Below are 26026 nucleotides of genomic sequence, written 5' to 3'. Positions count from 1 at the left end.
ACGACGGTGCGACCGCCCTCCTGCCCGGGATGTCTCCCTGCCCGGTCTGCCGGAACGCAGGCAGGCGCAGCCGTACGCGAGCGCGCTCGGGGAACCGGGGCGCTCATCGGCCGGGGGGAAGGGAACGTCGGGGACGCCGGAGATACGGCGGTGGTACGTCGTCAGGCCGCGAGGGCGAGAACCGGCGGGCCCCGCCTGATCACGGAGTGCTGGAGCGCAGGCTCCGCCGCGGGGCGCTCCTCGGCCGCGTCCGTACGAGCGAGGGCGGCCGCCGGCTTCCCGGCGGACAGCTCGTGCAGGGCGCCGGCGAGCGCGAAGGCGGTGCGCAGGGCCTGGACGAGCGCGGTCTCCGCGACCTCGCGCGCCGACTGCTCCGAGAGCGCGACCACCCGCCACAGCGCCACTTCGCCGCGGCGCAGCAGCCAGCCCGCGGCCAGCGCCGCGAGGAGGTGGCCGAGGAGCATCGGCAGCGAGAGGGGGAGCGCGTCGAGCAGGGAGCCGGAGGACATGCCGCCGTGCATCCCCGTGGCCGGGCCGGCGGCCGTGGCCGCGGCGCCCGCCTGCAGGGGGTGAACGGCCGGGTCGAGACCGGCGTCGGTGATCACCTGGCGGGCGGCGGAGGCGGACATCATCTGCGGCTGGTTGCAGACCAGCTTCGCGGCGAAGTCGATCATCCGGCCTTCGCCGGCCGTCTGCCGCGGCGCCATGCCGGCGTTCTGCTGGCCGAGGGCGAAGAGCGTGTGCAGCGCGAGCTGACCGGCTGCCAGGCCGGTGGCGATCGACGGCAGCGAGCGCTCCCGCCCCGCCACCGGCACGGCCACGGCGAGCACGGCCAGGAATCCGGCCGCGAGGGTCCACAGCGGCACCCGCGCACAGGATGCCAGTACATGCCCGCCCGCGGACAGCAGAACGCAGACCGCGGTGAACACCGCGGCCCGGATCAGTCGCAGATCGGCGCCGACACGCCCGACGGGGTGAGACATGGCTGCGCCATCATCCCACCGGGCTTACTCCTCCCCTACGGCAGGGGGCGCTCGATCTCCGCCCGGAGGGGGCGCACCGGCGCACTCCCGTACGCCGCCATACACCGATGCATCCGCCGGGCGCGTCGTCCGAATGAGCGGTCTCACACACTCGGGAGGCTTACGGGGTGTCAGCGCTGGCTATACGTATCGGTATGTCGAGCCGCGGCCAGGAGGCTGAGCATGAGCATTTGGTGGTCACTCCATCTGCGGCGCGAGGCCGCGAGCGTTCCGCTCGCGCGGCGGTTGCTCGTGGGCGCCATGGAGACGGTCGGCGTCGACCCGGACATTTCGTATGATCTCTCGCTCGCCCTGAGCGAGGCGTGCGCGAACGCCGTCGAACACGGCGGCGATTCCTCGACCGGCTACCTCGTCACGGCGTTCATCGACGGCGACACCTGCCGGATCGAGGTCACCGACTCGGGCCCCGGCTTCCCGGAGCAGCCCCGCTCGCACGAGCGCCGCAGCCGGCTCCCGCAGCCCCCCAGGCCCCTCGCCCCCGCCGAGGACGAGCACGGCAGGGGCCTCTTCCTCATCGAGTCGCTCACCGACCACGTCCGCGTCCGGAACCGCCCGGGCCGGCAGGGGGCCGTCGTCACCTTCGACAAGATCCTCAAGTGGAGAGAGGACGCCGCGCTGCTCCGCGCGTCGTGAGCCTCGGCGCCGGCCGGGAAACCGGCGGCTCCGGCGGGACCCGGGGCCGGTGTCCGGGTCAGGAAACCATCAGCGACACTTCGTGGACCTCCGTGACCGGATGGCCCGCCTGGGCGTGGACCCGCTTGACCGCGTCCGCCGACGGCGCGTCGGACAGGCAGTAGACCGTGCCCGACTTCGGGTCCGCCCACGCCTGCTCGAAGTGCACGCCCTCCTCCGCCTCGATGGCCAGGTCCCTGCGGTGCGCTTCCTTGAGCTGGTCGGCCGTGATGCCCTGCATGTCGTGATGGACGTCCATGAACTTGCCCATGGCTCCTCACACCTCCCTGGGGTTCCCCCGGGTGCGCCTTCCTTTGGCCATGATGCGCTCAGGAGCCCCCGGCCCACCACCGCAAGAAGCACCGCAAGAAGCACTGCGAGAAGCACCTGCAGGAAACAGGCAGGAAGCGCGTAGGCAGCAACGCAGCGAGCCGCGGCCCCGCAGGAAGCAGGGGCCACGGCTCGCGTACGGACAGTGACGTCGTCAGCCCTTCAGGGACGCCATCCACGCCTCGACGTCCGACGCCGCCCGCGGCAGCGCGGCGGAGAGGTTCCGGTTGCCGTCCTCGGTCACCAGGATGTCGTCCTCGATGCGGACGCCGATTCCGCGGTACTCCTCGGGCACGGTCGTGTCGTCCGCCTGGAAGTACAGCCCGGGCTCCACGGTGAGCACCATGCCCGGCTCCAGGACGCCGTCCACGTACGTCTCGGTGCGCGCGACCGCGCAGTCGTGGACGTCCAGGCCGAGCATGTGGCCGGTGCCGTGCAGGGTCCAGCGGCGCTGCAGGCCCAGCTCCAGAACGCGCTCTACCGGGCCCTCCACCAGGCCCCACTCGACGAGCTTCTCGGCGAGGACCCGCTGGGCGGCGTCGTGGAAGTCGCGGTACTTGGCGCCCGGCCGCACCGCCGCGATGCCGGCCTCCTGGGCCTCGAACACCGCGTCGTAGATCTTGCGCTGGAGCCCGGTGTACGTGCCGTTGATCGGCAGCGTGCGGGTGACGTCGGCCGTGTAGAGGCTGTTCGTCTCCACGCCCGCGTCCAGCAGGAGCAGGTCGCCGGAGCGGACGGCACCGTCGTTGCGCACCCAGTGCAGGGTCGTGGCGTGCGGGCCGGCGGCGCAGATCGAGCCGTAGCCGACGTCGTTGCCCTCGACGCGGGCGCGCAGGAAGAACGTGCCCTCGATGTAGCGCTCGGAGGTCGCCTCGGCCTTGTCGAGGACCTTCACGACGTCCTCGAAGCCGCGCACCGTGGAGTCGACGGCCTTCTGCAGCTCGCCGACCTCGAAGGCGTCCTTCACGAGCCGCTGCTCGCTGACGAAGACGCGCAGCTCCTCGTCGCGCTCGGCGGTGACCTTGTCGGTCAGCGCCGCCTCGATGCCCGCGTCATGGCCGCGGACGGCGCGCACGGGGCCGGTGGCCTCGCGCAGGGCGTCGGCGAGCTCGCGGACGTCCCCGCAGGGCATGCCGTAGAGCCGCTCGGCCTCGGTGAGGCTGTGCCGGCGGCCGACCCACAGCTCGCCCATGCCGTCGAGCCAGAACTCGCCGTTCTCGCGGTTCGAGCGCGGCAGCAGGTAGAGGGTCGCCTCGTGGCCCTGTGCACCGGCCGGCTCCAGGACGAGCACGCCGTCCTGGGTCTGGTCGCCGGTGAGGTACACGTACTCCGTGGACGCGCGGAAGCTGTACTCCGTGTCGTTGGAGCGGGTCTTCAGATTGCCCGCGGGGATCACCAGGCGCTCGCCGGGGAAGCGGGCGGAGAGGCCGGCGCGGCGGCGGGCGGTCTCGGCGGCCTGGGCGACGGGCTGCAGGTCGTGCAGCTCGGTGTCGGCCCAGCCCGACTTCATACTGGCGGCGAGCTCGTCGGAGACGGCCGGGTAGAGGCCGTTCTTCCGCTGCTTGATCGGCTCGTCGCCTTCGGGGTTCTCGGGCGCGGGCTGCTGCTCGGTCACTGCTTTCCTCCTCGGACGGGGCGCTTTCCATCGTATGTGCGACCGAAATACGAGGAAACTGTGGGGAAAATCAGAGGAAGGGGAGAGGCGCCGAGCAAAAAGGGGGACGGCGGACGCAGGGGCGCAGCATTAGTCGAAGTGGGCCGTATTAGTCGAATCAGTTGAAATTAGTCGAAGTGGGCCGCGAGCAGGACGACGTCCTCGCTTCCCTCCCACTCGCCGTGGTCCTCCTGCGGCAGTACGGTGCGCAGCACGTGCTCCACGACGGCGTCCGGGTCCCTGCGCGCCGCCTTCGGGACGCCGGCGGCGGCCGTGCGCAGCCGTGCGAAGGCGCGGTCCATCGGCTGACCGGTGCGGTGCAGCAGTCCGTCGCTGTAGAAGAGGAGCGTTTCTCCGGGCGCCGGTTCGATCTCCACGCTGGGTGCTTCCCAGCAGGCCAGCATCCCGAGCGGCGCGGACAGCGAGGTCTCGACGAACTCGACGCGGTGGTCACCGATGATCAGCGGCGGGCAGTGGCCCGCGCCCGCCAGGACGACCTTGCGGTCGGGCGGCTCGCAGTACGCGAAGATCGCCGTCGCGGCGCGGGAGGGCTCGGTGAGCCGCAGCAGGAGTTCGAGGTCGGAGAGGACCGCGACCGGATCTTCCCCTTCCATGACGGCGTACGCGCGGAGGGAGGCCCGCATCCGTCCCATGGCAGCCACGGCACCCGGGCCGGAACCACTCACTCCGCCCACGGCCAGGCCGAGCGCGCCCTCGGGCAGCGGCAGCGCGTCGTACCAGTCGCCGCCGCCGAGCGGTCCGGTGCGGTGCCGGACGGCCAGCCGGATGCCCGGCGTCCGCGGCAGCCGGCTCGGCAGCAGCTCCTCGCGGAGGGTCGCCACGGTCTGCCGGGCCTCGGCCAGTTCGAGCTGGCGGGCGAGGTGTTCGGTGGCGTGGTCGCGGTAGAGGCCGACGAGGTGGCGCTGCCGCTCGGTGGGCTCGGCCGGTTCGTCGTAGAGCCAGACGGCCGCGCCGATCCGGCCCGCGTGCTCGGTCTCCAGCGGTACGGCGTAGCTCGCGCCGTAGCCGAGGCGGGCGGCGACCTCGCGGTGGCGGGGGTCGAGGGCCTCGTCGGCGGCGATGTCGGGGTGGGCGGTGCCGCTGCGGGAGCCGGCCGGGGGGAGGTCGTCGAACAGCCGGCCGTAGGCGGGCTGCGGAGGGGCAGCCTCCGGGTGCGGCGCGGCGGGACGGCGGGTGCGGCGGCCGGTCTCCGGCGGGTCCGGGTCGGCGGGCCGGGCGCCGCCCGCGCGGCCGGCCTCCGGGATGGTCTCGATGTGGCCGAGGTCCGCGTGGTCCAGGCCGAAGCCGACGGTGACGGGGTGTTCGCGGCCGGGACCCGTGGCCGGGTGCAGGGTGACCAGGCCGCGGCGGGCGCCGACGAGCGCCGCGCCCGCCCGCAGCGCCTCGTGCAGGGCGGCGTCGAGGCCGGCGGTGCGGGTGAGCCGCTCGGTGAGGTCCTGGAGCGTGGAGAGGTCGGAGATCCAGCCCGCGAGGCGGTCCTGGACGAGGGCGTTGGGGGCGGGGAGGAGCGGCCCGCACAGGGCGGAGGAGGCTGCGTCGGACGGGTCGGCCGGTGCGCCGGTGCCGGCCGGTGCGCCTGCTCCGTCCGGGCCTCCTGATCCTTCTGCTCCCTCCGGTCCTTCTGTTCCCGGCGTACCGGGAGCGGCGGGGGAAAGGGGATCTGCGGAGGAGGCTGCGGATGTGGGGGCCGGAGTCTGCGCGGGGGGCGTGACCGGAGGATTGATTCCGGCCACTTTCGGCAGGTGGGGGGTGGTCATGGCCGGCTACCCGGACCGGCCGGCGGCACGGTGCTCGGGGCGTCCGTGTGCACCAGGGCCCGCGGCACTTTGCCGCTCCCTCTTGACCACCGTCTTGACCTGTGTTTTCTCATGAATAGCATCGCAAACCCCCTGTCGCGTTGCGCGCTATCGGTGCTCCACATGTACACGCCCGGGCAAGGAGATGTCCAGCATTGAACCGGTGGGATTGGTGGTGTCTATGGGGTTTCAAACTTGGCCGGAAAATGGTCCCGAGGCCATGGATTTGCGGTCGACTGGCGTTGCTCGACAGCGCGTCATGTCCACCCCGGTGGGTACGTACACGGAGAAGGGCAGGGGCAGTTGGGGCCGCCCCGGAACCCGGCGGCGGGCCCGAGCGTCTTAACCGGCGACGGCCGCGCCCGCACCCGAGGGCGACGGGGAGACCCGTGCCGCCGGCGAGGGGCGACAGGCTCAGCACGAAGCGCCATACGCGCGCCACCCCCCGCCATGTTTCACGCTCGGCCCGTGGCGTGATGCGCTGCGTTGTACAAGCAGTGACTTGTGATCCACCACGTGGTGTGCCGGCTTGGTGAGAGCCACGGCGTGTTGAGCGGCGCGCCATGTCGGGCCGTAGTGCCATGGAGTCCGGACGCGGCCCGGAAGCAGTTCAGGTGCAGTTCCAGCAGGCAGTCCCGCAGTGCCGTGCACGATCACGCAGGGCTGTGCGGGAGCCCGGTACGGCCCCGCTCCATCGCACTACCCGTACGGCTCGCTCCGTACGCAGCTCGGATCACCATCAGCGCGATACGGCCCTTGCCACCGGCAGGGGTCCACGACTTCGGCGTTCACGGAAAGGAACGAGCGCTCATGCGCGAGATCCTCGGAAGGCGACGCAAGCTCTCGCTCAGGCGAGGCGACCGGTCCGCGGTCCTCTCCGCGGCCCTGGCCTATGCCACCGAATGGCAGTGGCCCGTGCTGCCCGGCGTGGGCCTGCGGGCCGACGGCGGGCGCGTACGCCGGTGCGGCTGCCCGCAGCCCGACTGCGCGGCCCCCGGCGCCCACCCCTTCGACCCGGGGCTCCTGGCGGCCACCACGGACGCGAAGATGGTCCGCTGGTGGTGGACCAACCGGCCCGACGCGCCGGTGGTGCTCGCCACGGGCGGGCGCGCGCCGTGCGCGGTGAGCCTGCCCGCGGTGGCCGGCGCCCGCGCCCTCGCCGCGTTCGACCGCGCGGGCATCCGCCTCGGGCCCGTGGTCGCCACCCCCACCCGGTGGGCCCTGCTCGTGGCCCCCTACTCCCTGGAGGTCCTCGGCGAACTGCTCCACCGCCAGGACTGGGTGCCCGGTTCGCTGCTCTTCCACGGGGACGGCGGCTTTGTGGCGCTGCCGCCGTCGCCCACCGGGGCGGGCCGGGTGCGCTGGGAGCGGGCTCCGCAGCCGGCCGGGACCGCCGGAGGCCCTGATGGCGGCGGCGAATCTGTCAAGGGCGCCTTCGGTGGCGGAATCCGTACGTTCCGCGCTGATCGAGCGGGGCGCGGGGAGCGTAAGGAACGTACGACCGGGCTCGCGCAGCCCTGGCTGCCCGACGTGTCTTCTCTGGTCGACGTGCTCGTCGAGGAGACAGCCGGCACGGGGACGCCGGGCGGCGGCAGCCGGCTCGCGTACTGATCTCGGTGACTGCCCTCACGGGGAACCCCGCACATTGCTGCGGGAGACGGGCACGACGCCGGGCGCGACGGGCGCGACGAGCACGTAGGGCAGCCGCGCAGGGCATCGCGTAGGGCGTGACGGGCGCGGCAAGCGCACCGGCACACCGGGAGCACGACGAGCACACGGAGAGCGCGTACGGACGGGAGACGCACGCGCTCTCACTCGTACGGGTGTAAGCCCGTCCGAGTTCTGCGGGATTCCACCGCGCGGCCCCGGGGACAGCCCTGTTCTGACCGCTATGTTCGGGTGAGGACCTGGACCGGATGGTGCCGGCCGGGTCCCGTCGATCAGGCCGGGACGTCCCGCAGGGCGGGGTGGTCCGAGCCGTCCCAGCCGTCCCCGCGATCCATTCAGCGTCCGCGCGGCGAGTCTCAGGTGGTCCCCATGGTGCGTGCGTCTGCGTCCGGTGTGCCCAAAGTGCCCGGCGGGTCGAGGGTGCCCGCGGAGCCCGGCGATGCGCGGGGGGCCAACCTCCGTATGGTCGCGCTCGCGAGTGTCGTGGCGCTGGCCGTCGTCCTGCCGCTGGCGGCCGCCACGGCCGGGCCCGTGGGCCTGTCGGGCCCCGAGGCCGCCCGGGGCGAGAACTCCGGGAAACGGTCGGGCGCCGACAGCGGACTACGCCTGGAGCCGGGTAAAGACCTGGGCGAGAGCTCGGGCGCGGAGCCCGGCCGGAACCCGGGCCGGGAGGCCGGTCCGGAGCTCGGCCGGGACCTGGGCGAGGAGCTCGGCAAGGGCCTGGACAAGGACCTGAGCAGGGGCCCGGACGGCGCGGCCGGCGGGTGGCCCGCGGCATCGCCGCCGCTGGCGGGGCCCGCGACGGGCCCGGCGGTCTCGGCGACCGCGCGGTGCGGTCCCGAACTCACGTCGCCGGAGGGCGTGGAGGCCCAGACGTGCGTCCTGGAGCAGGGGAACGAGACCTGGGCCCGTACGTACTACCGCAACGCGACAGGCGCCCCCCTGCGGGCCGTTCTGACCCTCATGGGCCCCGACGGCCGGACCGTGCAGGTGCACTGCCGCACGACCGCCTCGGACGACCCCGACGGGTGCGAGACGCCCCGCGCGCGGACGGTCCGGAGCTCGGCAGCGGCGCGGGCGCGCGGAGAGGAGCCGTACACGGCCGTTGCGGAGATCGCCTCGGACGGCGCTTCGGAGGACGGGAAGCTGCTGCTGCGCTCGGGGAGTAACTCCGTGGAGGAGCCGGGCTGATGGCGGGGGTGGTCACCGCGGAGCCGGCCGGCGTTTCCGGGCATGGAAACGCCCGGTCGCTGGCGACGGGGGATGCACCAGCGACCGGGCTCCTAGAACGGTAACAAGAGATTGGCCGTTCGCAAATTCGATCGTGGATTTCCGGACGCGTATTTCCGGGCTGACAGCGGGAGTTGTGACAGGAGTCACGTGAATGGCGCCTGATTAGCCCCCGGAATCAACTACTCCACTGCCTGGAAGGCGGCGGTCCGCACCCGGTCACGGCGCGGGCCGGGGCCCGCGCCGGCGGACCGGCGTCAGTTCAGGGTGATCTGACGGCTGGTGAGCCCGCTGCGCGCCCGGCGCTCGTCACCCGAGAGCGGCGAGGTGTCGGCGAGGGCCGTGGCCAGCCGCTCCGCGAAGGCGGCGGCCGGCTTCTCGGTGTCCTCCGCGCGCATCGTGCTCGGCAGGTCCCACACGGGCACGGTCAGCCCGTGCGCCCGGAACGAGCCGACCAGACGGGTGTCTTCCCCGAGCGAGGACGTGCCCGCGGCGTGCAGCCGGGCCAGAGCGTCCAGAAGCTGCTCCTCGGGGTGGGTCATCACCCAGCGGAGGTGGTTCTTCTCCGGGGTCTCGCACCAGTACGCGGCATCGACGCCGGAGAGGCGGACCGTCGGGATGGCGGCGGCGTTGGCGCGGTCCAGGGAGGCGGCGACCTCGCCGGTGGCGTTCTCGGCGTCCTCGACCCAGAACTCGAAGCCCGTGTGCACGTTCGGCTCGAACGGGCCCTCGGGGTCCAGCAGATCCTGCAGGCGCGGCCCGTCGGTGGTGGCGCGGCCGGCGGTCACCGGGCTGCCCGGCGCGGCGGCCAGGGCGCGCTGGAGGGTGTCCGCGAGGTCGCGGCTCAGATCGCCGGAGGCGGTGTCGTTCTGCAGGCCCAGCAGGACGGCGCCGTTGTCGCGGCGCAGGGCGGGCCAGGCCATCGGCAGCACGGTGGCCAGCGTCACCGACGGCACGCCCTCCGGCAGCCCGCCCTTGAGGCTGAGCTCGACCGTCGCGGCGGGCACGAGCTCGCGCAGCGCGACCCAGTCGGCCTCGCCGGGCAGCCCCTCGAAGGGCCGCTGGACGAGCTCGGCGGCCGCGTGCGCGGCCGCACGGCCGTGGCAGGCCTTGTAGCGCCGGCCCGAACCGCACGGGCAGGACTCACGGGCGCCGACGACGGGGATCGGACCGTCGACGGCCTGCGGCGTCGTTGCAACCTTGGTCTGGGGGCGGCGCTTCTTGGCCATGGCGTGCGTGTCTCCCGATCGGTGCAGCAGGTGCGTACAGCTCGTTGCGTACGGCTTCGTGCGTACGGTTCGGAGCGTACGGCTCGTACAGCTCGTACGGGCGCGAGCCTAGCGCTCGCCGCGGCGGCCGGAACGGGCACGCGCGCGGGGCGTCGGGAGGAGGGTCGGCACGGCCGGCCGGTGGTGGGGTGCCGCTCGCCCGCGGAGACCCGGCTCCGGGGTACGGGGCCCACCGGCCGTACAGACTCGCAGGAGTGCGCACGCGGTGTGCACTCGTGGGAGCGTGCATACGGCTGGGGATGTGTACGGAGTTGTGCGTCGGATCGTGTGTCGGATCGTATTTCGGGCCGTGTGTACGGCTCTCTGCAGAGGTCAGGGCGGTACGCGGGCGCGGGCCCGTCTTGCGTAGGGATCTACGCGCGTCACGCCGCTGTCATGTCAGCTCGTCGATGTCTGCGAATGCCAGCCGGAGGCCTGCGCCCGTCTTGGCGCCCGGTTCCGTCTCAACGCGCGTAGCGAAGCTGTCGTGAGCCGAGAGCGCTGCCCACACCGTCACCTCGCCGGACGCGTCACGGACGCCCCAGTCCTGGGAGAGGGCGCTGATGATGTTGAGCCCGCGGCCTCCGCGGGCCGTCACCGAAGGTGTGGCCGGAACCGGGCGGGTCGGGCCCCCGCCGTCCGTCACCTCGACCGTGAGCCGGCCGTGGGCGTCCACCCTCCACGCGGCACGTATTCCCCCGTCGTTCTCCCCCTCGTCCTCGTCTCTGCGGATGCCTCCCGCGGTGCTCAGCGGGCGTCCGTGCCGGTACGCATTGCTGAGCAGCTCCGAGAGGATCAGAACGGCGTCGTCGATGACCGAATCCGGTACCCCGATGATGCGCAGATCCTTGCGCATCCGGTGTCTTGCCTGGCCCACACCGGTTGGACCATGGGGTACGGCCATGATCGACGACGTGGGCACCTCCTGTGCCACCACCAACGCCACCCCCGAGACCTCCTTTGCCCCACGTCAGGGGATGGATGCCCCAATGGACTGGACCGGAAACCGGCCATCCCGCACCCGCCGGGGGCACTCGGGCGACTCGAACACGCACCGAACGCGCCGGTGCACTCCATGTAATGGGGCGGAATGGGTTCGGCCTGTGGAACGGGCCTGCCGAATCGGCTCTTGCGGAATCGGCCTACGAGCGGCCGAGCTGGGTGAGCACGCGCCTGGGCCGGTTGGTGATCAGGGCGTCGACGCCGAGGCGGGCGCAGAGTTCGACGTCCTCGGGTTCGTTCACCGTCCAGACGTGGACCTCGTTGCCCGAGGCGTGCAGCCGGGCGACGTAGCCGGGGTCCTTGCGGATGATGCGGATGCTCGGGCCGGCGATGCGGACGCCCGCGGGCAGGCGCCCGTCCCGGTGGCGCGGCGACACGAACTGCATCAGATAGACGGTCGGCAGGGTGGGGGCGGCGAGCTGGACGCGGTGCAGGGACCGGGCGGAGAAGCTCATGACCCGTACGGGCGAGGGGGCGCCGGCCGGGGGATCGGCGAGGCCGAAGCGGCCCAGCAGCTCCAGCAGCTTCTGCTCCACCTGACCGGCCCAGCGGGTCGGGTGCTTGGTCTCGACGGCGAGCTCGACGCGGCGCCCCGCGTCGGCGACGAGCTCCAGCAGGCGCTCCAGGGTGAGCACGGACGTCGCGTCGAGGTCCGGGGCTTCGGTGGCCGATACGTCGGCCTTCCAGGAGCCGAAGTCCAGGGTGGCGAGATCGGCGAGCTCCAGGGCGGAGACGGCTCCGCGGCCGTTGGAGGTGCGGTTGACGCGGCGGTCGTGCACGCAGACGAGGTGACCGTCGGCGGTGAGCCGCACGTCGCACTCCAGCGCGTCCGCGCCGTCCTCGATCGCCTTCCGGTACGCGGCCAGGGTGTGCTCCGGAGCGTCCTCGGAGGCGCCGCGGTGGGCGACGACGGTGAGCGGGCGGCGCTCGGGGCCGAGGTCCCGGGCCTGGTGCGCATAAGTCACCGCGTTATCGTGCCATCGCCCGGCACCCTCACGCATGCGGTCCCTTTTGACGGGGAGTGCCCGGAGTAAAGGTCCGCTGCCGTGGGGCACAGGGTCCGCTTACGGTGGTCTGACGCGTGTTGGGAAAAGCTGGTCGTGGGGCGACGTGGACTCCACCACACCGAACTGATGTGCACCTGATGAGGAGAGAGCTGTGAGCACCGAGAACGAGGGCGCAGCGGGCGCGCCTGCGGAGGGCGTTCCGGATGTTCCGGGCGGCTCGTCGATGGAGAAGGGCGCCGAGGCGGCGCCGGTAGCCGGCGGGCAGGAGCCGGGCAAGGCCGCGCAGGCCGTGCCGCCTGCCGCTGCCGCTGCCCCTGCGCCATCCGCCGCGGAGGCGCCTGCCCGGCCCGCGCCTGCTGCCGCGCCCGCCCCGCCTGTCGCTCCGGCGCACGCTCCGGAGCAGCCGGTGGCCCCGCCTCAGCCGGAGTACGCCCACGCGGGTGCGCCGCAGACCGGCGCGCAGGGTCAGGCCGGTGCACAGGGGCAGACGGGCGTACAGGGTCACCCGGGCGGCTGGTACGACGGGCAGACTCAGCAGCACCCGTCGCCTCCCGCGCCCCCGCCGGCCCAGCCGTACCCGTACGGCGCACCGGCAGGCGGCGGACCGGTGGGCCCGACCGGTGTGTGGGCCGGCGGCCCGGACCCGTACGCACCGGCGCCCCGCAAGCGCGGCGGCGGCCTCGTGGCGATGGTGCTGGCGGCGACGCTCGTCGCGGGCGGCATCGGCGGCGGGATCGGCTACTGGGCGGCCAGCCGGGACGACAGCGGCAGCTCCACGACGGTCTCCTCCTCCGGCGACCCGAAGACGGAGAGCCGCACGCCCGGTTCCGTGGCCGACATCGCCGGCAAGGCGCTGCCGAGCGTCGTCACGATCGAGGCCCAGAGCGGCGGCGGGGAGGGCGGTACGGGCACCGGCTTCGTCTACGACAAGCAGGGCCACATCCTCACCAACAACCACGTCGTCGCGTCGGCCGCACAGGGCGGCGGCAAGCTGATGGCCACGTTCTCGGACGGCAAGCAGTACGACGCCGAGGTCGTGGGCCGGGCGCAGGGCTACGACGTCGCGGTCATAAAGCTGAAGAACCCCTCGGGCGCGAAGCTCAACCCGATCCCCCTCGGGGACTCGGACAGGGCGGCGGTGGGCGACGCGACGATCGCCATCGGCGCGCCGTTCGGCCTGTCGGGCACGGTCACGACGGGCATCGTCAGCGCCAAGAAGCGGCCGGTGGCCTCCAGCGACGGCGGCGGCATGGGCAAGGCCTCGTACATGAGTGCCCTCCAGACGGACGCGTCCATCAACCCGGGCAACTCCGGCGGGCCGCTCCTCAACGCCCAGGGCGCGGTCATCGGCATCAACTCGGCCATCCAGTCCGCGAACAACGGCGGCGGCTTCGGCGGCGCCCAGCAGCAGGCCGGCAGCATCGGCCTCGGCTTCGCCATCCCGATCAACCAGGCCAGGAACGTCGCCGACCAGCTCATCAGGACCGGCCAGCCGGTCTACCCGGTCATCTCGGCCTCGGTGAACATGAAGGACGCCGGCGCGGGCGCCAAGATCGCCCCCACCGGCGACAACAACAGCCCGGCCGTGACTCCGGGCGGCCCGGCCGACAAGGCCGGCCTCAAGCCCGGCGACGTCATCACCAAGCTCGACGACACCGCCATCGACAGCGGCCCCACCCTCATCAGCGAGATCTGGACCCACAAGCCGGGCGACAAGGTCACCGTGACCTACACCCGCGACGGCAAGCAGTCCACGGCACAGATCACATTGGGCGAACGCAAGGGCGACAGCTGAGGCGACGGGCTTGCCCCCCGCACCGCCGAGCACGAGCGGTGCGGGGAGAGCTGCCCGAGAGGCCCAAGGGGACGGTCTCCGCTCCGGAGACGGGGCTCGGAGCGGGCGGGATCCGGAGGACCGGAGAGCGCCGGACGATCACGCCGTAGCTGTGATGCCGAGCTCGGCCAGCAAGCCGCGCACCCGCTGTTCGATCTCATTGCGGATGGGGCGGACGGCGTCGACGCCCTGGCCGGCCGGGTCTTCCAGCTTCCAGTCCAGATAGCGCTTGCCGGGGAACACCGGGCAGGCGTCCCCGCATCCCATGGTGATGACGACATCGGACGCTTGCACGGCCTCGGTGGTCAGCAGCTTCGGTGCCTGCGCGGACAGGTCGATGCCGATCTCGCGCATGGCCGCGACGACGGCGGGGTTGACGGTCTCGGCGGGAGCGGAGCCGGCGGAGCGGACGTCGACGCGGTCGCCGCCGAGGTGGGCGAGGAAGGCGGCGCCCATCTGGGAGCGCCCGGCGTTGTGGACGCACACGAAGAGCACGGAGGGCTTGTTCTCAGACACGGGCGGACCCTTCTGGGGTGGTGGCCGGCCGGCCGGTGGCGGGCGAGGGGAAGAGGCGACGGGCGGCGAGCGCGACGTAGACGAGGCCGATGAGGACGGGGACCTCGATGAGGGGCCCGACGACTCCGGCGAGGGCTTGACCGGAGGAGGCGCCGAACGTGGCGATGGCGACCGCGATGGCCAGCTCGAAGTTGTTGCCCGCAGCGGTGAACGCGAGCGTCGTCGTCCGTGGGTAGTCCAGGCCTGCGGCCCGGCCGAGTGCCATGGACCCGGCCCACATGACGGCGAAGTAGACCAGCAGCGGGAGCGCGATCCGCGCGACGTCGAGCGGCTGGGAGGTGATGGCGTCGCCCTGAAGGGCGAAGAGCACGACGATGGTGAACAGCAGACCGTACAGGGCGAACGGGCCGATGCGGGGGATCAGCTTCGCCTCGTACCAGGTGCGGCCCCTGGCCTTCTCGCCCAGGCGGCGAGTGAGGTATCCGGCGGCGAGCGGGATGCCCAGGAAGATCAGCACGCTGCGGGCGATCTCCCACACCGACACGTCGAGCGCGGTCTGTTCGAGGCCGAGCAGGCCGGGCAGGACGGAGAGGTAGAACCAGCCGAGCCCGGCGAAGGCGATCACCTGGAACACCGAGTTCAAGGTCACGAGCACGGCGGCGGCTTCGCGGTCGCCGCAGGCGAGGTCGTTCCAGATGATGACCATGGCGATGCAGCGGGCCAGGCCCACGATGATCAGGCCCGTGCGGTACTCGGGCAGGTCCGGCAGGAACAGCCAGGCCAGGGCGAACATCACGGCAGGGCCGAGCACCCAGTTCAGCACCAGCGAGGGGACCAGAAGGCGGCGGTCGCGGGTGACGGTGCCGAGGCGGTCGTAGCGGACCTTGGCCAGGACCGGGTACATCATCACCAGCAGGCCGAGGGCGATCGGCAGGGAGACTCCGGTGACGGTGACCTTCGCGAGCGCGTCGCCCAGTCCGGGCACGAGACGGCCCAGCCCGAGGCCGGCACCCATCGCCAGCAGGATCCACACGGCGAGGTAGCGGTCGAGGAAGGACAGCCGAGCCGCCACCGGTGCGGTGGCCGCGCGGGTCACGGCGAGGCCTCGGCGGGCTCGGGCAGGGGTTCCCCGGCGGGGCGGGTGAGGATCCCGGCGAGCCGGTCGGTCATCTCCGGCAGCAACCGGTAGTAGACCCACGTCCCGCGCCGCTCGGAGGCGATCAGTCCGGCCTCACGGAGCAGTTTCAGGTGATGGGAAATGGTCGGCTGGGAGAGGTCGAAGGCGGGCGTCAGGTCGCAGACGCACACCTCACCGCCTGCCCGGGAGGCGATCACCGACAGCAGCCGGAGCCGCACCGGATCACCCAGGGCCTTGAAGACCTTCGCCAGCTCTGCCGCCTGGTCCTCGGCGAGCGGGGCGGTCAGCAGGCCGGGACAGCAGCCGTCGGGACCGACTTGGCCGAGCACCACGAATTCCTGATTCGACATACTTCTATGTTGACGTCCTTCGATCCAAGGCGCAACCTTGTATTGAAGTAGATCGATACAGCGTGGATCGAGGAGATCGCCATGTCCCGTGTCCAGCTCGCCCTCAACGTCGCCGATCTCGAAGCGTCGGTGACCTTCTACTCCCGGCTCTTCGGCGTCGAACCGGCCAAGCGTCGTCCCGGCTACGCCAACTTCGCGATCACCGAGCCCCCGCTCAAGCTCGTCCTCATCGAGGGCGAGCCCGGCCAGGACACCCGGCTCGATCACCTCGGCGTCGAAGTCGGCACCACGGACGACGTCACCGCCGCGACCGAGCGCTTGAAGGAAGCAGGCTTGGCGACCTTCGAGGAGAACGACACCTCCTGCTGTTACGCAGTGCAGGACAAGGTCTGGGTCCACGGCCCCGGCCGTGAGCCCTGGGAGATCTACGTCGTCAAGGCCGACGCCGACACCCTCGGCAAGGGCTCTGTCCAAGGGGACAGCACCACCTGTTGCACCGCCACGTCTGCGGAGACCGCACCCTTCGGCCGTGGCTGAGGGGGAGCGGGCAGCTGCCGCGACGTGGCCGGGCTCGTCGTGGGCGTTCCACTAGGCGCGCCGCCGTCGTGGCTGAGCGTCCGGCTGACTGTCGGCATGGGTCGGAGGATTCAAGGCGCAGATAGATCAGCCGTGGTCGGAAACCCGGCATCAAGTCGCCTGCTGAGAGGGCGCCTTGACGGGAACGACGCTCGGGGCCATCGTCTGTGCAACCAGACGCAACCGAGTGGGTGGGAGTCACGGTCATGGCTCTACTGTTCTTCGGCAAGGACCCGAACACCAACGGCGATGACTGCCCCACGGTGTGGGTGGACGGCGAGACCGCCGACCTCGTGTTCCAGGGCTGGAAGGCCGACGGCGAGACCGAAGACGAGTGTCGTACGGTGGGCCACATCCCCGACACGGAAGCAGTGATCCGGATTCCGGCGCGTATGGTGCCGCTGATCAGGAAGGCGTGCGATGAGGCCGAACAGCGTTCCGCCGTTCAGTGACCTGATCAAGGAGTGCCACCGGTCGGCCGTTCACCTGGAGCTGCGGGATACGTACAGCGTCGCCTCAGAGGCCGACGACTTCGCGGAGTGGCAAGCCTGCGGAAAGATCACGCCCGAGTCGGTTGAGCGTCGTCGTCCTTGGCATGACCTGGTGCGGGACGTGGTGGCGCGCGGTGTGGTGATGCGTAGAGCCCGGGTGGTTTCTGTGCCTGTCAGTGAGTACATCCGCTACGAGCACGCCGGTACGTATCTGAACGTCGAGGCCGGGGAGGCGGTTCGTTGGCTGCCTCGAAGGGACGCGGCCACGCTTGCTCTGCCCGGTGCGGACTTCTGGCTGTTCGACGACCGGCTGATTCGCTTCGGCCACTTCAGCGGTGATGGTACGTCGGCAGGACACGAGCTGTGCGACGACCCGGCGGTGATCAAGCTATGCGCTGAGGCGTTCGAGGCGGTCTGGCGGCGCGCCACACCCCACGAGGAGTTCGTCGTCTAACGGCGCCAGTGGACGAGTCAGCTCATGCCCAAGTATCAGTCATCAAGCGTCGAAGCAGCGCGCAAGGCAGTGGCGGCGAAGCTGCGTGAGGTCCGTCTCGACGCTGGGCTGACAGGGCATGAGCTGGCCGTACGCTGTGGGTGGAACAAGTCCAAGTCCTCACGCATCGAGAACGCGCGTACGCCGCCATCCGACGCGGATATCCGTACATGGTGCGCGGCATGTGATGCCGACGACCAGGCGGCGGACATCATTGCGGCGTCGCGGTCTGCCGACTCCATGTACCTGGAGTGGAAGCGCCTGCAGCGCACCGGCCTGCGGCGATTGCAGGAATCACGCATCCCGCTCTATGAGCGTACGAAGCTGCACCGAGGCTACGCGTCACATGTCGTGCCCGGCTTGTTCCAGACACCCGCGTACGCGTCCGCACTGCTCTCGGTCATCCGCCGATTCCACGGCACACCGGACGACACTGCCGAAGCTGTCGACGCCCGTATGGCTCGGGCGCGCGTCCTTCAGGAGGCGGGGCACCGATTCACTCTCCTGATTGAGGAGTCGGTGTTGAGGTACCAGATCGGCGATGCCGAGACGATGGCCGGCCAGTTGGGACACCTGCTGTCGGTGATGTCGCTTCCCGCTGTCTCCGTCGGGATCATTCCGTTCACGGCGCAGGGCCGCGGCATGTGGACCCTGGAAGGCTTCAACATCTTTGATGACGAGCGGGTCCATGTGGAGCTGCTGACGGCCCAGGTGACCGTCACTGCGCCGGGTGAGGTCGCGATGTACGTCAAGGCGTTCTCAGAGCTGCGGGACCTTGCCGTGTACGGGGCGCCAGCCCGAGCTGTGGTGACCGCAGCACTCGACTCCCTCCGGTGAAGAACTCGCGTGCAACCACGTAGAACTCGCTAGGTCGTCGGACGTTCGTGCTCCTAGCGTGTCGTCATCCGGACGACGCGAGGAGCGGGGATGTGCACTCGTAGGACGACCATGTCACCGGCCCCCCACCTGGGGTTGCCAACCATTGAGCCACCGGACCCAGTGCCTGGCTGTGATGAGTGTGCGAGATTGGCGGGCACCCGGTTGGACGCCCGAACGGCGGGTGACTACACGACTGTTACGGACTGCGATATCCGGATGCGCAGGCACTCGGAGGGGCACCGGTGAGCCGGGTCTTTCGGTTCGTGCCGTACACGATCACGCAGGACGAGGCGGTGTGTCCCGAGTACGCGGCCGAGTGGGTGGCCGGCGACGAGGAAGAGTGCGGGGCGCACTCCGGGCGGTTCCTGGACCGCGGGGACGTCGAGGTGTGACGGTCGCGCATGGGTTCCCCGTCACGGCCTACGTGCTGATCACGGATCGTCTGGGACGCATGTTGCTGGTGCACCCGGCGAAGGCCGGCGGGCCGTGGCATCTGCCGGGCGGGATCGTTGAACCGGGGGAATCGCCCCTCGACGCCGTCCGGCGGGAAGTCCGTGAAGAACTCGGCCTCACCTTCGATGCCCACTCCTGGCAGTTCCTCGCCGTCGGGTGGCTGCAGGCCACCCGCCCGGAGCGGCGCGACCGGCTGTCGTTCCTCTTCACCGGACCTCGCTTGTACTCCGGCGACGAGGACCGCATCGTCCTCCAGCCCGAGGAGCTCGACGCGTGGCGCTGGGAGTACACCGGCTCCGCGCTCGAACTGCTCCACCCCCGACTCTCCGCACGCATCGCACGAGCACTGCGCACCCATCGTGCCCATCCCACCAGTTACCTGGAAGCCAGGAACGAGGAGGCCACACCATGACCGACTTCCCCGAACGCACCCTTCGGATCGGCACCCGGAGTTCCCCGATGGCGCTCGCCCAGGTCGCACAGGTCTCCGCCCTGCTGCGCAAGCATGAGCCGGAACTGAAGATCGACGTGGTGCCGGTGACGACGGAGGCGGACAAGTGGCAGGGCGATCTCGCCCAGCTCGGCGGCAAAGGGCTCTACGTTAAAGAAATCGACACCATGCTGCAGCGCGGTGACGTCGACATGGCCGTCCACTGCGTCAAGGACGTGCCCGGGGACCGGCCCCTGCCGCAGGGGCTGATCTTCGCCGCCTATCTGGCCAGGGGCGACGTGCGTGACGTCCTGCTCTTCCCGGAGGGTTCCGACCGGCAGACCCTTGATGATCTGCCGACGGGCGCCGTCGTGGCCACATCTGCCGTGCGGCGGAAGGCGCAGATCAACCGGGTGCGGCCTGATCTCAGTGTCGTACGCGTCCGCGGGGCGGTCGGCTCGCGGGTGGAGAAGCTCGACGGCAAGAGGAAGGTGGACGCCAAGCTCGACGCGATGGTCCTCGCTACCTCCGGGCTGCAGCGGCTCGGGATTGCCCACCGCGGGCGCCAGGTCTTCAGCGTGGACGAGATGCTGCCCGCGGTCGGCGCCGGCACCCTCGGGCTGGAGTGCCGTCGCGATGATGCTGCGGTGGCCGGGCTGCTGTCCCAGCTCAACGATGAGCGGACCATGACCGAGATCACTGCCGAACGCGTCATGCTGCACGGCCTGCGCGGGCACTGCAACAGCCCCATCGCCGGACACTGCATCACCGACCCGGACGGCCAGCTCTCCCTCCGCGGGATGGTCTTCTCCCGCGACGGGTCGAAATTCGTCCACGCCCACATCTGGGGCGAGAGCGACAACGACCCCGCCACCCTCGGCACCCGCGTCTGCGCCGAGCTGCTGCGGCAGGGTGCCCGCGACATCATCGAGGGCATCCCGCACTGACCACCCTTCGGAAGTCTGTGGCCCATGCGTGGCCCGGCAGCCCCGCTCGTACGGCCCAGACGGTAGGCTGTTCCCGCATCGTTCCAGGTGAATCGATGCGAGGAGAGTTGCCCGAGCGGCCTAAGGGAACGGTCTTGAAAACCGTCGTGGCAGCGATGTCACCGTGGGTTCAAATCCCACACTCTCCGCTGCCACTGCGTCAGCGCAGGTCAGAAGGGGCGCCCCTGAACCGGGGGTGCCCCTTTCGCGTGCGTGTCCTGCTTCAGCCCGTCTTGCCCACCGGCACGTCCGCGGCTGACAGCGTCGCGCGGATCCCGTCCTTGTCGACCCTCACGTCCCGTAGTTGCAGGTCGTGCGCCTCCTTGGGGAGGGAGAACGAGAAGGCCAGGCGGTCCGTGAGTTCCGGGGGGCGGATGTGGGTGAGGGCGGCGATCAGGTGGGGGTCGATGCCGAGTTTCCGGAGGAGCCAGGGGTGGTCGACGGCGGCGTCGATCAGGTTGAGGCGGGTGAGCTTCTCCACGAAGAGGGGTGCGCCCGTGAGCCGGTGCAGTTTCTCCTCGCTCTGCAGGGCCGCCGCGACATCGGCGCGGGAGACGCCCAGCCGCTCCGCCAGGGCGGGCACCGACAGCAGGGCCTTCGCGCGGGCCGCGTCGCGGCTGATGCGCTCGGCGGTCTCGTGGTGGAGAGTGAGGCCTTTGCCCTTGCCGGGCCGGTAGGTGGCGATGCCGGGCAGGTCCAGGCTCATGTCGTCGACGTTCGTCGACAGGCTGTGACCCCCTGAGAGCTGGAGCCGGGCCTGGGCCCGTACGCGCAGCTCCTGGCCCGCGATCGTCAGCTTTCCGTCGGCGTCGACCGCATGGTCGTCGTGGCGGCTGAAGCGGACCTGGGAGGCGGCGAGTTCGCGGTTCATGTCGTCGAAGGAGAGCCGGACCTCGCCGTCGAGGTCTCCCACGACCGCGCCGCGTATGGCCTTCGGGAGGCTTCCGGTGAGCCGGATGTCGTGCGCGCTGGCCCGGACCTCCGCGAGGGACACGCGGTCGGCGGCCACGTGCGGCACGGTGACGTCCACGCGCTGCAGCCGCTTCTCCAGGACCTGGGTGAGGAACGGGAAGCCGTGGATGTCCACCTGGGGAGCGGCCGCGAGGTGGAGCTCCTGCTGGAGCTTCTGCTGTGCCTGCTTCTCCGCGTACATCTGCGCGCAGCGGTCCGCCAGGACCAGGATGCCGGCGCAGAGGACGAGGGCGACCAGCAGCTTGAGGGCGCGGGGCACGGCCGCGAACGGGCTGCGGCGACGGCGGCGGCCGCGTTTGGAGCGGCGGTGGTTCGGCGGCGACCAGGCATCGTCGTCCGGCTCGGCATCCGACTTCGCATCCGGTTCCGCTTCCGGGTACGTCAGGCGGAGGGGGATGAGCGGGAGCGGCTCGGTTTGGGGGCCCGGGCCGGGGTCGGCGAGGGGGTCGGGATCCGCCAGCTCGGCCAGTTCTTCGTACGGGTTGGGGGGACGGGAAGGTATGCGTGTGGGGGTTCGCATCGCCATATCCCACCACGCGCGATCCCCTCGAACGCAAGCGCTACCGGCAGTACGTCCGAAAACGTCACGGATGGCGGTGGCGATTTCCGCTTTGACGTGGACCTGCCCGACTCTCCGGTGATCATGTACTGTTGCTCCCGGCCAGTTGGCAGAAAACCGTCCCAGGAGGTGAGACCCATTACCGCAGTGGCAGTCCGGGTGCTCTCCCCCCACGGTTCTACGGTCGCTTCTTCCCTGTAGCTGACCGCGTCGCCCCGCGAGAGCGCCCTTCGGTGATCCGGAAGGCTCTCATGGCTGATTCTTCTCCCCTCCTTTCCCTTTCTTCTCCCTCGTCCTTTCCTCGCGTCGTTTCCGTGCTCCGTACCGCCGGCTGCGTGTTCGCCGAAGACGAGGCCCGGCTCATCCTCGCCACGGCGCGCACGGCCGGCGAGGCCGAGGACATGGTCGCGCGGCGCGCGGCCGGGCTGCCGCTCGAACACGTCGTCGGCTGGGCCGAGTTCTACGGGCTGCGCATAGCCGTCGACGCGGGGGTCTTCGTGCCGCGGCGGCGTACGGAGTTCCTGGTCGGACAGGCGGCGGCGCTCGCCCTCGCGCTGCCCTCCCCTCGCGCCGTGGTCGTCGACCTGTGCTGCGGCTCCGGGGCGGTGGGCGCTGCGCTGGCCACGGTGCTCGGTGACGTCGAGCTGCACGCGGCCGACATCGACCCCGCCGCGGTGCGCTGTGCCCGGCGGAACATCGGCGCGGGCGGCGCCGTGCACGAAGGCGATCTGTACGAGCCGCTGCCCCGGGAACTCCGGGGGCGCATAGACGTCCTCGTGGCCAACGCGCCCTACGTGCCCACCGAGGCCATCGCCCTCCTGCCCGGCGAGGCCCGCGATCACGAGGCGCGGGTCGCGCTGGACGGCGGATGGGACGGGCTCGCCGTGCAGCGGAGGGTCGCCGCGGCGGCAGCGGACTGGCTCGCGCCCGGCGGGCACCTGCTCGTCGAGACGAGCGAGCGCCAGGCGGCGCGGACGGTCGGGACGTTCGAGGCGGCCGGACTGAGCGCGCAGGTCGTCGAGTGCGACGACCTGGACGCGACCGTGGTGGTGGGGACGGCGCCGCCCGGCCCGCGTCGCCGCCGCGCCCCCGCCCCTGCCTGAACGTTTACGCCCTCTCCTGACCCTCCCTTCCGGCCACGTTTACGGAATTGGCCGAAATTTCGCCGGAACGGTTCTGCCCTTGTGGCTCTTGGTCCTCAAGAGCTCTCTGAGGGGCGCGGGCCGGGGGACCGGGGAAGTGACAGGGTTTATTCCGGAGTGGTCATGCTTGCGAGGGAATGACGAGCGACGGGTGGTTCGCCGGGGATTCGGCGGGCAATCTTGAAGCGCGACGTCGAAACCTCGCCGGGCGGTCGGCCAACCACCCGGCGCTGCCGAGTAGTTATGTCTATTGGGCAGTAGTTCCGCTCAGCGTTCCGGAGGAATTGAAATGGCAAGCACCCGCACTGCTCGCGTCCTCACCACCGCCGCCGCCGTCCCCGTGGCCGCCGTCCTTCTCTCCGGCGTCGCCCACGCCTCGGACGACGGCAATGGCAACCAGGTGGCCAACCGCGGGTCGAACGCCGCTGCCGCTGCCGTCGTGGGGAGCGGCGTCGGGGGGAACAATCACGGGAACTCCACCACGACGCAGCAGCAGGCCACCGGCGCCGGCGCCCACAACGCGGCCAACACCGCGAGCGTCAACGGCCCTGCCCACACGGCCATCCGCCAGGACAACGTCACCATCATCTTCACCGACGACCGCTGGTAGGCCGAGGCGGCCGTGGCCGGGTCCGGGGGTGGTACGGCCGGGGGCGGCATAGGTGACCAGGTGACCGGGTCAGAAGGTCTGGTGATGGTGCGCGGCGGCACTCCGGTGCCGCCGCGCCGCCATGTCCGGCGGCAGCCGTGCCCAGTGGTGGCCATGTCCGGCGGTGGTCCACGCCGGTGGGAGCCGCGTCCGGCCGCTCCGCGGCCCTTGACCGCCTTCTTGGATCTGACGGATAGTCAGATCTGTAGAGAAGGGGGTTGCCCGTGCGTCCCGCCAGCGACGTTCACCACCCGCTCGACGCCCACCACTCGCCCGACGCCCATCACCTGCCCGACGTCCACCACCTGCTCAAGGCCTTCGAGGGCCGGCCCGCCGCCGTCTCCGCGTCCGCTCCCGACCCCGTCAACCTCCCCATGATCAGGCACTGGTGCGAGGCGATGGGCGACACCAACCCCGCCTACGCCGGTGACGACGCGATCGCCCCGCCCGCCATGCTTCAGGCGTGGACGATGCCCGGGCTCTCCGGCGCCTCTTCCGCCCGCACCCCGGCCTACGACGAGCTCTTCGCCCTGCTCGACGGCGCCGGGTACACCGCGGTCGTCGCGACCGACTGCGAGCAGGAGTACGTACGCCCGCTCCGCCCCGGCGACCGGCTCACCTTCGACACGGTCATCGAGACCGTCTCGCCCCGCAAGGCCACCAGACTCGGGGCCGGCTACTTCATCACCACGACGATGCGCGTGCGGGCCGCCGGCGAGCTCGCCGGCACCCACCGCTTCCGGATCCTCAAGTACGCACCGGCTCCCGTCCAGCCGCCCGCGCCCGTCCAGCCGCCCGCGCCCGTCCAGCCGCCCGCGCCCGTCCAGCCGGCCGCTCCCGTCCAGTCGGCAGCCCCCGCCCGGCCCGCGCGCCCCCGCCCCGTGATCAACCGCGACAACGCCCCCTTCTGGGAAGGCGTCGCCGCGCACAAGCTGCTCATCCAGCGCTGCACGGCCTGCGGCACCCTCCGCTTCCCGTGGCTGCCGGGCTGCGGCCGCTGCGGCTCGCCGGGGTGGGGGACCGTCGAGGCCTGCGGCTCCGGCACCGTCCACTCGTACGTCGTCGTGCACCACCCGCCCTTCCCCGCCTTCGACCCGCCGTACGCCGTCGCCCTCGTCGAACTCGCCGAAGGCGTACGGATGATCAGCAACATCACCGGCGTTCCGTACGACGGCGTGCGCATCGGAATGTCCGTCGATCTGGAATTCATACGAGTGGACGGGGAGTGGGAACTCCCGGTGTTCCGCGCTCAGTCGGGCGGGCCGGAAGGAGCAGGGGCATGACACCCGGCGAAGAACTCCCGTCCCTCACCGTCCCCATCACCCGTACGCTCGTCATCGCGGGCGCCATCGCCTCCCGTGACTACCAGGACGTGCACCACGACGCCGAGGCGGCCCGCGCAAAGGGCACCCCTGACATCTTCATGAACATCCTCACCACCAATGGCCTGGTCGGCCGTTATGTCACCGACTACGTAACCGGTCATTCCGGCCTGAAGGCCGTCCTCCGCAAGGTTTCGATCCGGCTCGGGGTGCCCAGCTATCCAGGCGACGTTCTGGTGCTGACCGGAAGGATCCTTTCCGTGAACGAGCGCACCATCGAGATCTCCGTCGTCGGTACGAACGGCCTCGGCCGCCACGTCACCGGCCGGGTCGTGGTCGACGCCCACCCCCTCCGCTCCCGGACCGCCCCGTGATCGGCGGCATCGCGGCCGTCGCCGGCATCGGCGCCACGGCCTTCACCAAGGACTCCGGCCGCAGCGAGCTCGCCCTGGCCGCCGAGGCCGTCCGCGCGGCCCTGGCCGACGCCGGGCTCGGCCCCCGCGACGTCGACGGCATGGTCACCTTCACCATGGACACCAGCCCCGAGATCACCGTCGCCCAGGCGGCCGGCATCGGCGAGCTGACCTTCTTCTCCCGCGTCCACTACGGCGGCGGCGCGGCCTGCGCCACCGTCCAGCAGGCCGCCCTCGCCGTCGCGGCCGGCCTCGCCGAGGTGGTGGTCTGCTACCGCGCCTTCAACGAGCGCTCCGGCCGCCGCTTCGGCGCCGGGGTGCAGTCGCGCGAGCCCTCGGCGGAGGGCACGGCGCTCGGCTGGGGACTCCCGTACGGGCTGCTCACACCGGCGTCCTGGGTCGCCATGGCCGCCCGCCGCTACCTGCACACGTACGGCCTGGAGCCGGAGGTCTTCGGGCACGTCGCCGTCACCGACCGCCGCCACGCCGCGACGAACCCGGCCGCGTACTTCCACGGCCGCCCGATCACCCTCGCCGACCACGCCGCGTCCCGCTGGATCGCCGAGCCGCTGCGGCTGCTCGACTGCTGCCAGGAGACGGACGGCGGCCAGGCCCTGGTCGTCACCTCCGTCGAGCGGGCCCGCACGCTCGCTCGCCCGCCCGCCGTGATCATCGCGGCGGCGCAGGGCGCCGGCCGCGCACAGGAGCAGATGACCAGTTACTACCGGGACGGCATCGACGGCCTCCCCGAGATGGGCGTCGTCGCCCGGCAGTTGTGGGGCGGCAGCGGCCTGGGCCCCGCGGACGTCGATGTGGCCGTCCTCTACGACCACTTCACGCCGTACGTGCTGATGCAGCTGGAGGAGTTCGGCTTCTGCGCGCCCGGCGAAGGCGGCGCCTTCGTGGAGTCGGACGTCCTGCCGCTGAACACGCACGGGGGCCAGCTGGGGGAGGCGTACCTCCATGGGATGAACGGCATCGCGGAGGCGGTGCGGCAGGTGCGCGGCACGGCCGTGAACCAGGTGCCGGACGCCGCGCGGGTGCTGGTCACCGCCGGAACCGGAGTTCCCACGTCCGGGCTGCTTCTCGGGGCAGACGGATGAACGGAGGGCGTGTCACGGAACGGCGCCGG

The 26026-nt window shown here is 71.4% G+C and carries 27 protein-coding genes and 1 tRNA gene; 17 read left to right on the top strand and 11 right to left on the bottom strand.

The window, feature by feature from the left end; genetic code table 11:
* Positions 1-161: 161 nt before the first annotated feature.
* Entirely contained in the window at positions 162-983 is an 822-nt protein-coding gene (locus tag IF61_RS0114365) for a hypothetical protein (RefSeq protein WP_211264883.1), read from the bottom strand.
* Between the two features lie 222 nt (positions 984-1205).
* On the opposite strand from IF61_RS0114365, the gene IF61_RS0114360 reads away from it, so the two are divergent.
* A complete protein-coding gene (locus IF61_RS0114360; RefSeq protein ID WP_030366756.1) occupies positions 1206-1676 on the top strand; it encodes an ATP-binding protein in 471 nt (156 codons plus the stop codon).
* 58 nt (positions 1677-1734) lie between these two features.
* Here the strand turns inward: IF61_RS0114360 and IF61_RS0114355 are convergent, their stop codons facing one another.
* From IF61_RS0114355 to IF61_RS0114345, 3 genes are all read right to left on the bottom strand, one after another.
* Positions 1735-1986, bottom strand: a complete 252-nt coding sequence (locus tag IF61_RS0114355) for an SCO4226 family nickel-binding protein (protein ID WP_030366755.1) — start codon at positions 1984-1986, stop codon at positions 1735-1737.
* 213 nt (positions 1987-2199) lie between these two features.
* Positions 2200-3660 carry an aminopeptidase P family protein gene (locus tag IF61_RS0114350; protein WP_030366754.1) on the bottom strand — a complete coding sequence of 487 codons (1461 nt, stop codon included), beginning with the start codon at positions 3658-3660 and terminating at the stop codon, positions 2200-2202.
* A 167-nt stretch (positions 3661-3827) separates the two neighbouring features.
* Positions 3828-5477, bottom strand: a complete 1650-nt coding sequence (locus IF61_RS0114345; protein WP_030366753.1) for a PP2C family protein-serine/threonine phosphatase — start codon at positions 5475-5477, stop codon at positions 3828-3830.
* An 849-nt stretch (positions 5478-6326) separates the two neighbouring features.
* Here IF61_RS0114345 and IF61_RS0114340 point away from each other — a divergent pair.
* Together IF61_RS0114340 and IF61_RS0114335 are read left to right on the top strand one after the other, a co-directional pair.
* Complete coding sequence (locus IF61_RS0114340; RefSeq protein ID WP_030366752.1) at positions 6327-7127, top strand: bifunctional DNA primase/polymerase; 801 nt, start codon at positions 6327-6329, stop codon at positions 7125-7127.
* A 426-nt stretch (positions 7128-7553) separates the two neighbouring features.
* On the top strand, positions 7554-8375 hold the full coding sequence (locus tag IF61_RS0114335; protein ID WP_342667991.1) for a hypothetical protein: 822 nt from the start codon (positions 7554-7556) through the stop codon (positions 8373-8375).
* A 296-nt stretch (positions 8376-8671) separates the two neighbouring features.
* Here the strand turns inward: IF61_RS0114335 and IF61_RS0114330 are convergent, their stop codons facing one another.
* The 3 genes from IF61_RS0114330 to IF61_RS0114320 form a co-directional block, all read right to left on the bottom strand.
* On the bottom strand, positions 8672-9643 hold the full coding sequence (locus IF61_RS0114330; RefSeq protein WP_030366750.1) for a DUF5926 family protein: 972 nt from the start codon (positions 9641-9643) through the stop codon (positions 8672-8674).
* 433 nt (positions 9644-10076) lie between these two features.
* A complete protein-coding gene (locus tag IF61_RS34145) occupies positions 10077-10586 on the bottom strand; it encodes an ATP-binding protein (RefSeq protein ID WP_245684520.1) in 510 nt (169 codons plus the stop codon).
* Positions 10587-10824: 238 nt separating this feature from the next.
* Positions 10825-11649 (bottom strand): glycerophosphodiester phosphodiesterase, encoded by an 825-nt coding sequence (locus tag IF61_RS0114320; protein ID WP_030366748.1) that lies wholly within the window; start codon positions 11647-11649, stop codon positions 10825-10827.
* Positions 11650-11842: 193 nt separating this feature from the next.
* Between IF61_RS0114320 and IF61_RS0114315 the strand changes: the two genes are divergently transcribed.
* Positions 11843-13486 carry a S1C family serine protease gene (locus IF61_RS0114315; protein ID WP_078660208.1) on the top strand — a complete coding sequence of 548 codons (1644 nt, stop codon included), beginning with the start codon at positions 11843-11845 and terminating at the stop codon, positions 13484-13486.
* 138 nt (positions 13487-13624) lie between these two features.
* Here the strand turns inward: IF61_RS0114315 and IF61_RS0114310 are convergent, their stop codons facing one another.
* The 3 genes from IF61_RS0114310 to IF61_RS0114300 are packed head-to-tail and all read right to left on the bottom strand — an operon-like array spanning position 13625 to position 15529.
* Entirely contained in the window at positions 13625-14041 is a 417-nt protein-coding gene (locus IF61_RS0114310) for an arsenate reductase ArsC (RefSeq protein ID WP_030366746.1), read from the bottom strand.
* Entirely contained in the window at positions 14034-15137 is a 1104-nt protein-coding gene (arsB, locus tag IF61_RS0114305) for an ACR3 family arsenite efflux transporter (protein ID WP_030366745.1), read from the bottom strand. The genes IF61_RS0114310 and arsB overlap by 8 nt, the downstream gene beginning before the upstream one ends.
* Positions 15134-15529, bottom strand: coding sequence for an ArsR/SmtB family transcription factor (locus IF61_RS0114300; protein WP_030366744.1), 396 nt, complete (start codon positions 15527-15529; stop codon positions 15134-15136). Before IF61_RS0114300 ends, arsB begins: the two co-directional genes overlap by 4 nt.
* Positions 15530-15610: 81 nt before the next feature.
* Here IF61_RS0114300 and IF61_RS0114295 point away from each other — a divergent pair, with 81 nt between their 5' ends.
* The 8 genes from IF61_RS0114295 (at position 15611) to IF61_RS0114260 (ending at position 19986) form a co-directional block, all read left to right on the top strand.
* Positions 15611-16066 carry an ArsI/CadI family heavy metal resistance metalloenzyme gene (locus tag IF61_RS0114295; protein ID WP_030366743.1) on the top strand — a complete coding sequence of 152 codons (456 nt, stop codon included), beginning with the start codon at positions 15611-15613 and terminating at the stop codon, positions 16064-16066.
* Positions 16067-16311: 245 nt separating this feature from the next.
* Positions 16312-16557 carry a hypothetical protein gene (locus IF61_RS0114290; RefSeq protein ID WP_030366742.1) on the top strand — a complete coding sequence of 82 codons (246 nt, stop codon included), beginning with the start codon at positions 16312-16314 and terminating at the stop codon, positions 16555-16557.
* Positions 16526-17050, top strand: coding sequence for a DUF6879 family protein (locus IF61_RS0114285; protein ID WP_030366741.1), 525 nt, complete (start codon positions 16526-16528; stop codon positions 17048-17050). Before IF61_RS0114290 ends, IF61_RS0114285 begins: the two co-directional genes overlap by 32 nt.
* A 24-nt stretch (positions 17051-17074) precedes the next feature.
* Positions 17075-17926 carry a helix-turn-helix domain-containing protein gene (locus IF61_RS0114280; RefSeq protein WP_030366740.1) on the top strand — a complete coding sequence of 284 codons (852 nt, stop codon included), beginning with the start codon at positions 17075-17077 and terminating at the stop codon, positions 17924-17926.
* A gap of 284 nt (positions 17927-18210) precedes the next feature.
* Positions 18211-18360: a hypothetical protein gene (locus tag IF61_RS35860; protein WP_157848604.1), complete on the top strand. Its 150-nt coding sequence runs from the start codon at positions 18211-18213 to the stop codon at positions 18358-18360.
* Positions 18357-18833 (top strand): NUDIX domain-containing protein, encoded by a 477-nt coding sequence (locus IF61_RS32325; RefSeq protein WP_052392690.1) that lies wholly within the window; start codon positions 18357-18359, stop codon positions 18831-18833. The genes IF61_RS35860 and IF61_RS32325 overlap by 4 nt, the downstream gene beginning before the upstream one ends.
* The gene (gene hemC, locus IF61_RS0114265) at positions 18830-19798 is read left to right on the top strand and encodes a hydroxymethylbilane synthase (RefSeq protein WP_030366738.1); all 969 of its coding nucleotides are present in this window, start codon (positions 18830-18832) and stop codon (positions 19796-19798) included. Before IF61_RS32325 ends, hemC begins: the two co-directional genes overlap by 4 nt.
* Before the next feature lie 101 nt (positions 19799-19899).
* Positions 19900-19986 (top strand) — tRNA-Ser (locus IF61_RS0114260).
* Positions 19987-20060: 74 nt separating this feature from the next.
* Here the strand turns inward: IF61_RS0114260 and IF61_RS0114255 are convergent.
* Entirely contained in the window at positions 20061-21329 is a 1269-nt protein-coding gene (locus tag IF61_RS0114255) for an LmeA family phospholipid-binding protein (protein WP_030366737.1), read from the bottom strand.
* 290 nt (positions 21330-21619) lie between these two features.
* On the opposite strand from IF61_RS0114255, the gene IF61_RS0114250 reads away from it, so the two are divergent.
* The 5 genes from IF61_RS0114250 to IF61_RS0114230 all read left to right on the top strand — a co-directional run bounded on the left by IF61_RS0114250 (position 21620) and on the right by IF61_RS0114230 (position 25997).
* Positions 21620-22471 (top strand): putative protein N(5)-glutamine methyltransferase, encoded by an 852-nt coding sequence (locus IF61_RS0114250; RefSeq protein ID WP_030366736.1) that lies wholly within the window; start codon positions 21620-21622, stop codon positions 22469-22471.
* A 328-nt stretch (positions 22472-22799) separates the two neighbouring features.
* Positions 22800-23120 (top strand): hypothetical protein, encoded by a 321-nt coding sequence (locus tag IF61_RS0114245; RefSeq protein ID WP_030366735.1) that lies wholly within the window; start codon positions 22800-22802, stop codon positions 23118-23120.
* Positions 23121-23383: 263 nt separating this feature from the next.
* Positions 23384-24442: a bifunctional MaoC family dehydratase N-terminal/OB-fold nucleic acid binding domain-containing protein gene (locus IF61_RS0114240; protein ID WP_397945284.1), complete on the top strand. Its 1059-nt coding sequence runs from the start codon at positions 23384-23386 to the stop codon at positions 24440-24442.
* Positions 24439-24855 (top strand): hotdog family protein, encoded by a 417-nt coding sequence (locus IF61_RS0114235; RefSeq protein WP_043189161.1) that lies wholly within the window; start codon positions 24439-24441, stop codon positions 24853-24855. Before IF61_RS0114240 ends, IF61_RS0114235 begins: the two co-directional genes overlap by 4 nt.
* On the top strand, positions 24852-25997 hold the full coding sequence (locus tag IF61_RS0114230; protein ID WP_030366732.1) for a lipid-transfer protein: 1146 nt from the start codon (positions 24852-24854) through the stop codon (positions 25995-25997). The genes IF61_RS0114235 and IF61_RS0114230 overlap by 4 nt, the downstream gene beginning before the upstream one ends.
* The last annotated feature ends 29 nt before the right edge of the window (positions 25998-26026 follow it).

Origin of the sequence: Streptomyces roseoverticillatus, from assembly GCF_000719265.1 — a bacterium.
GTDB lineage: Bacteria > Actinomycetota > Actinomycetes > Streptomycetales > Streptomycetaceae > Streptomyces > Streptomyces roseoverticillatus.
Note: the sequence above shows the minus strand (reverse complement) of the source record. Positions and strands in the feature narration are given on the sequence as shown.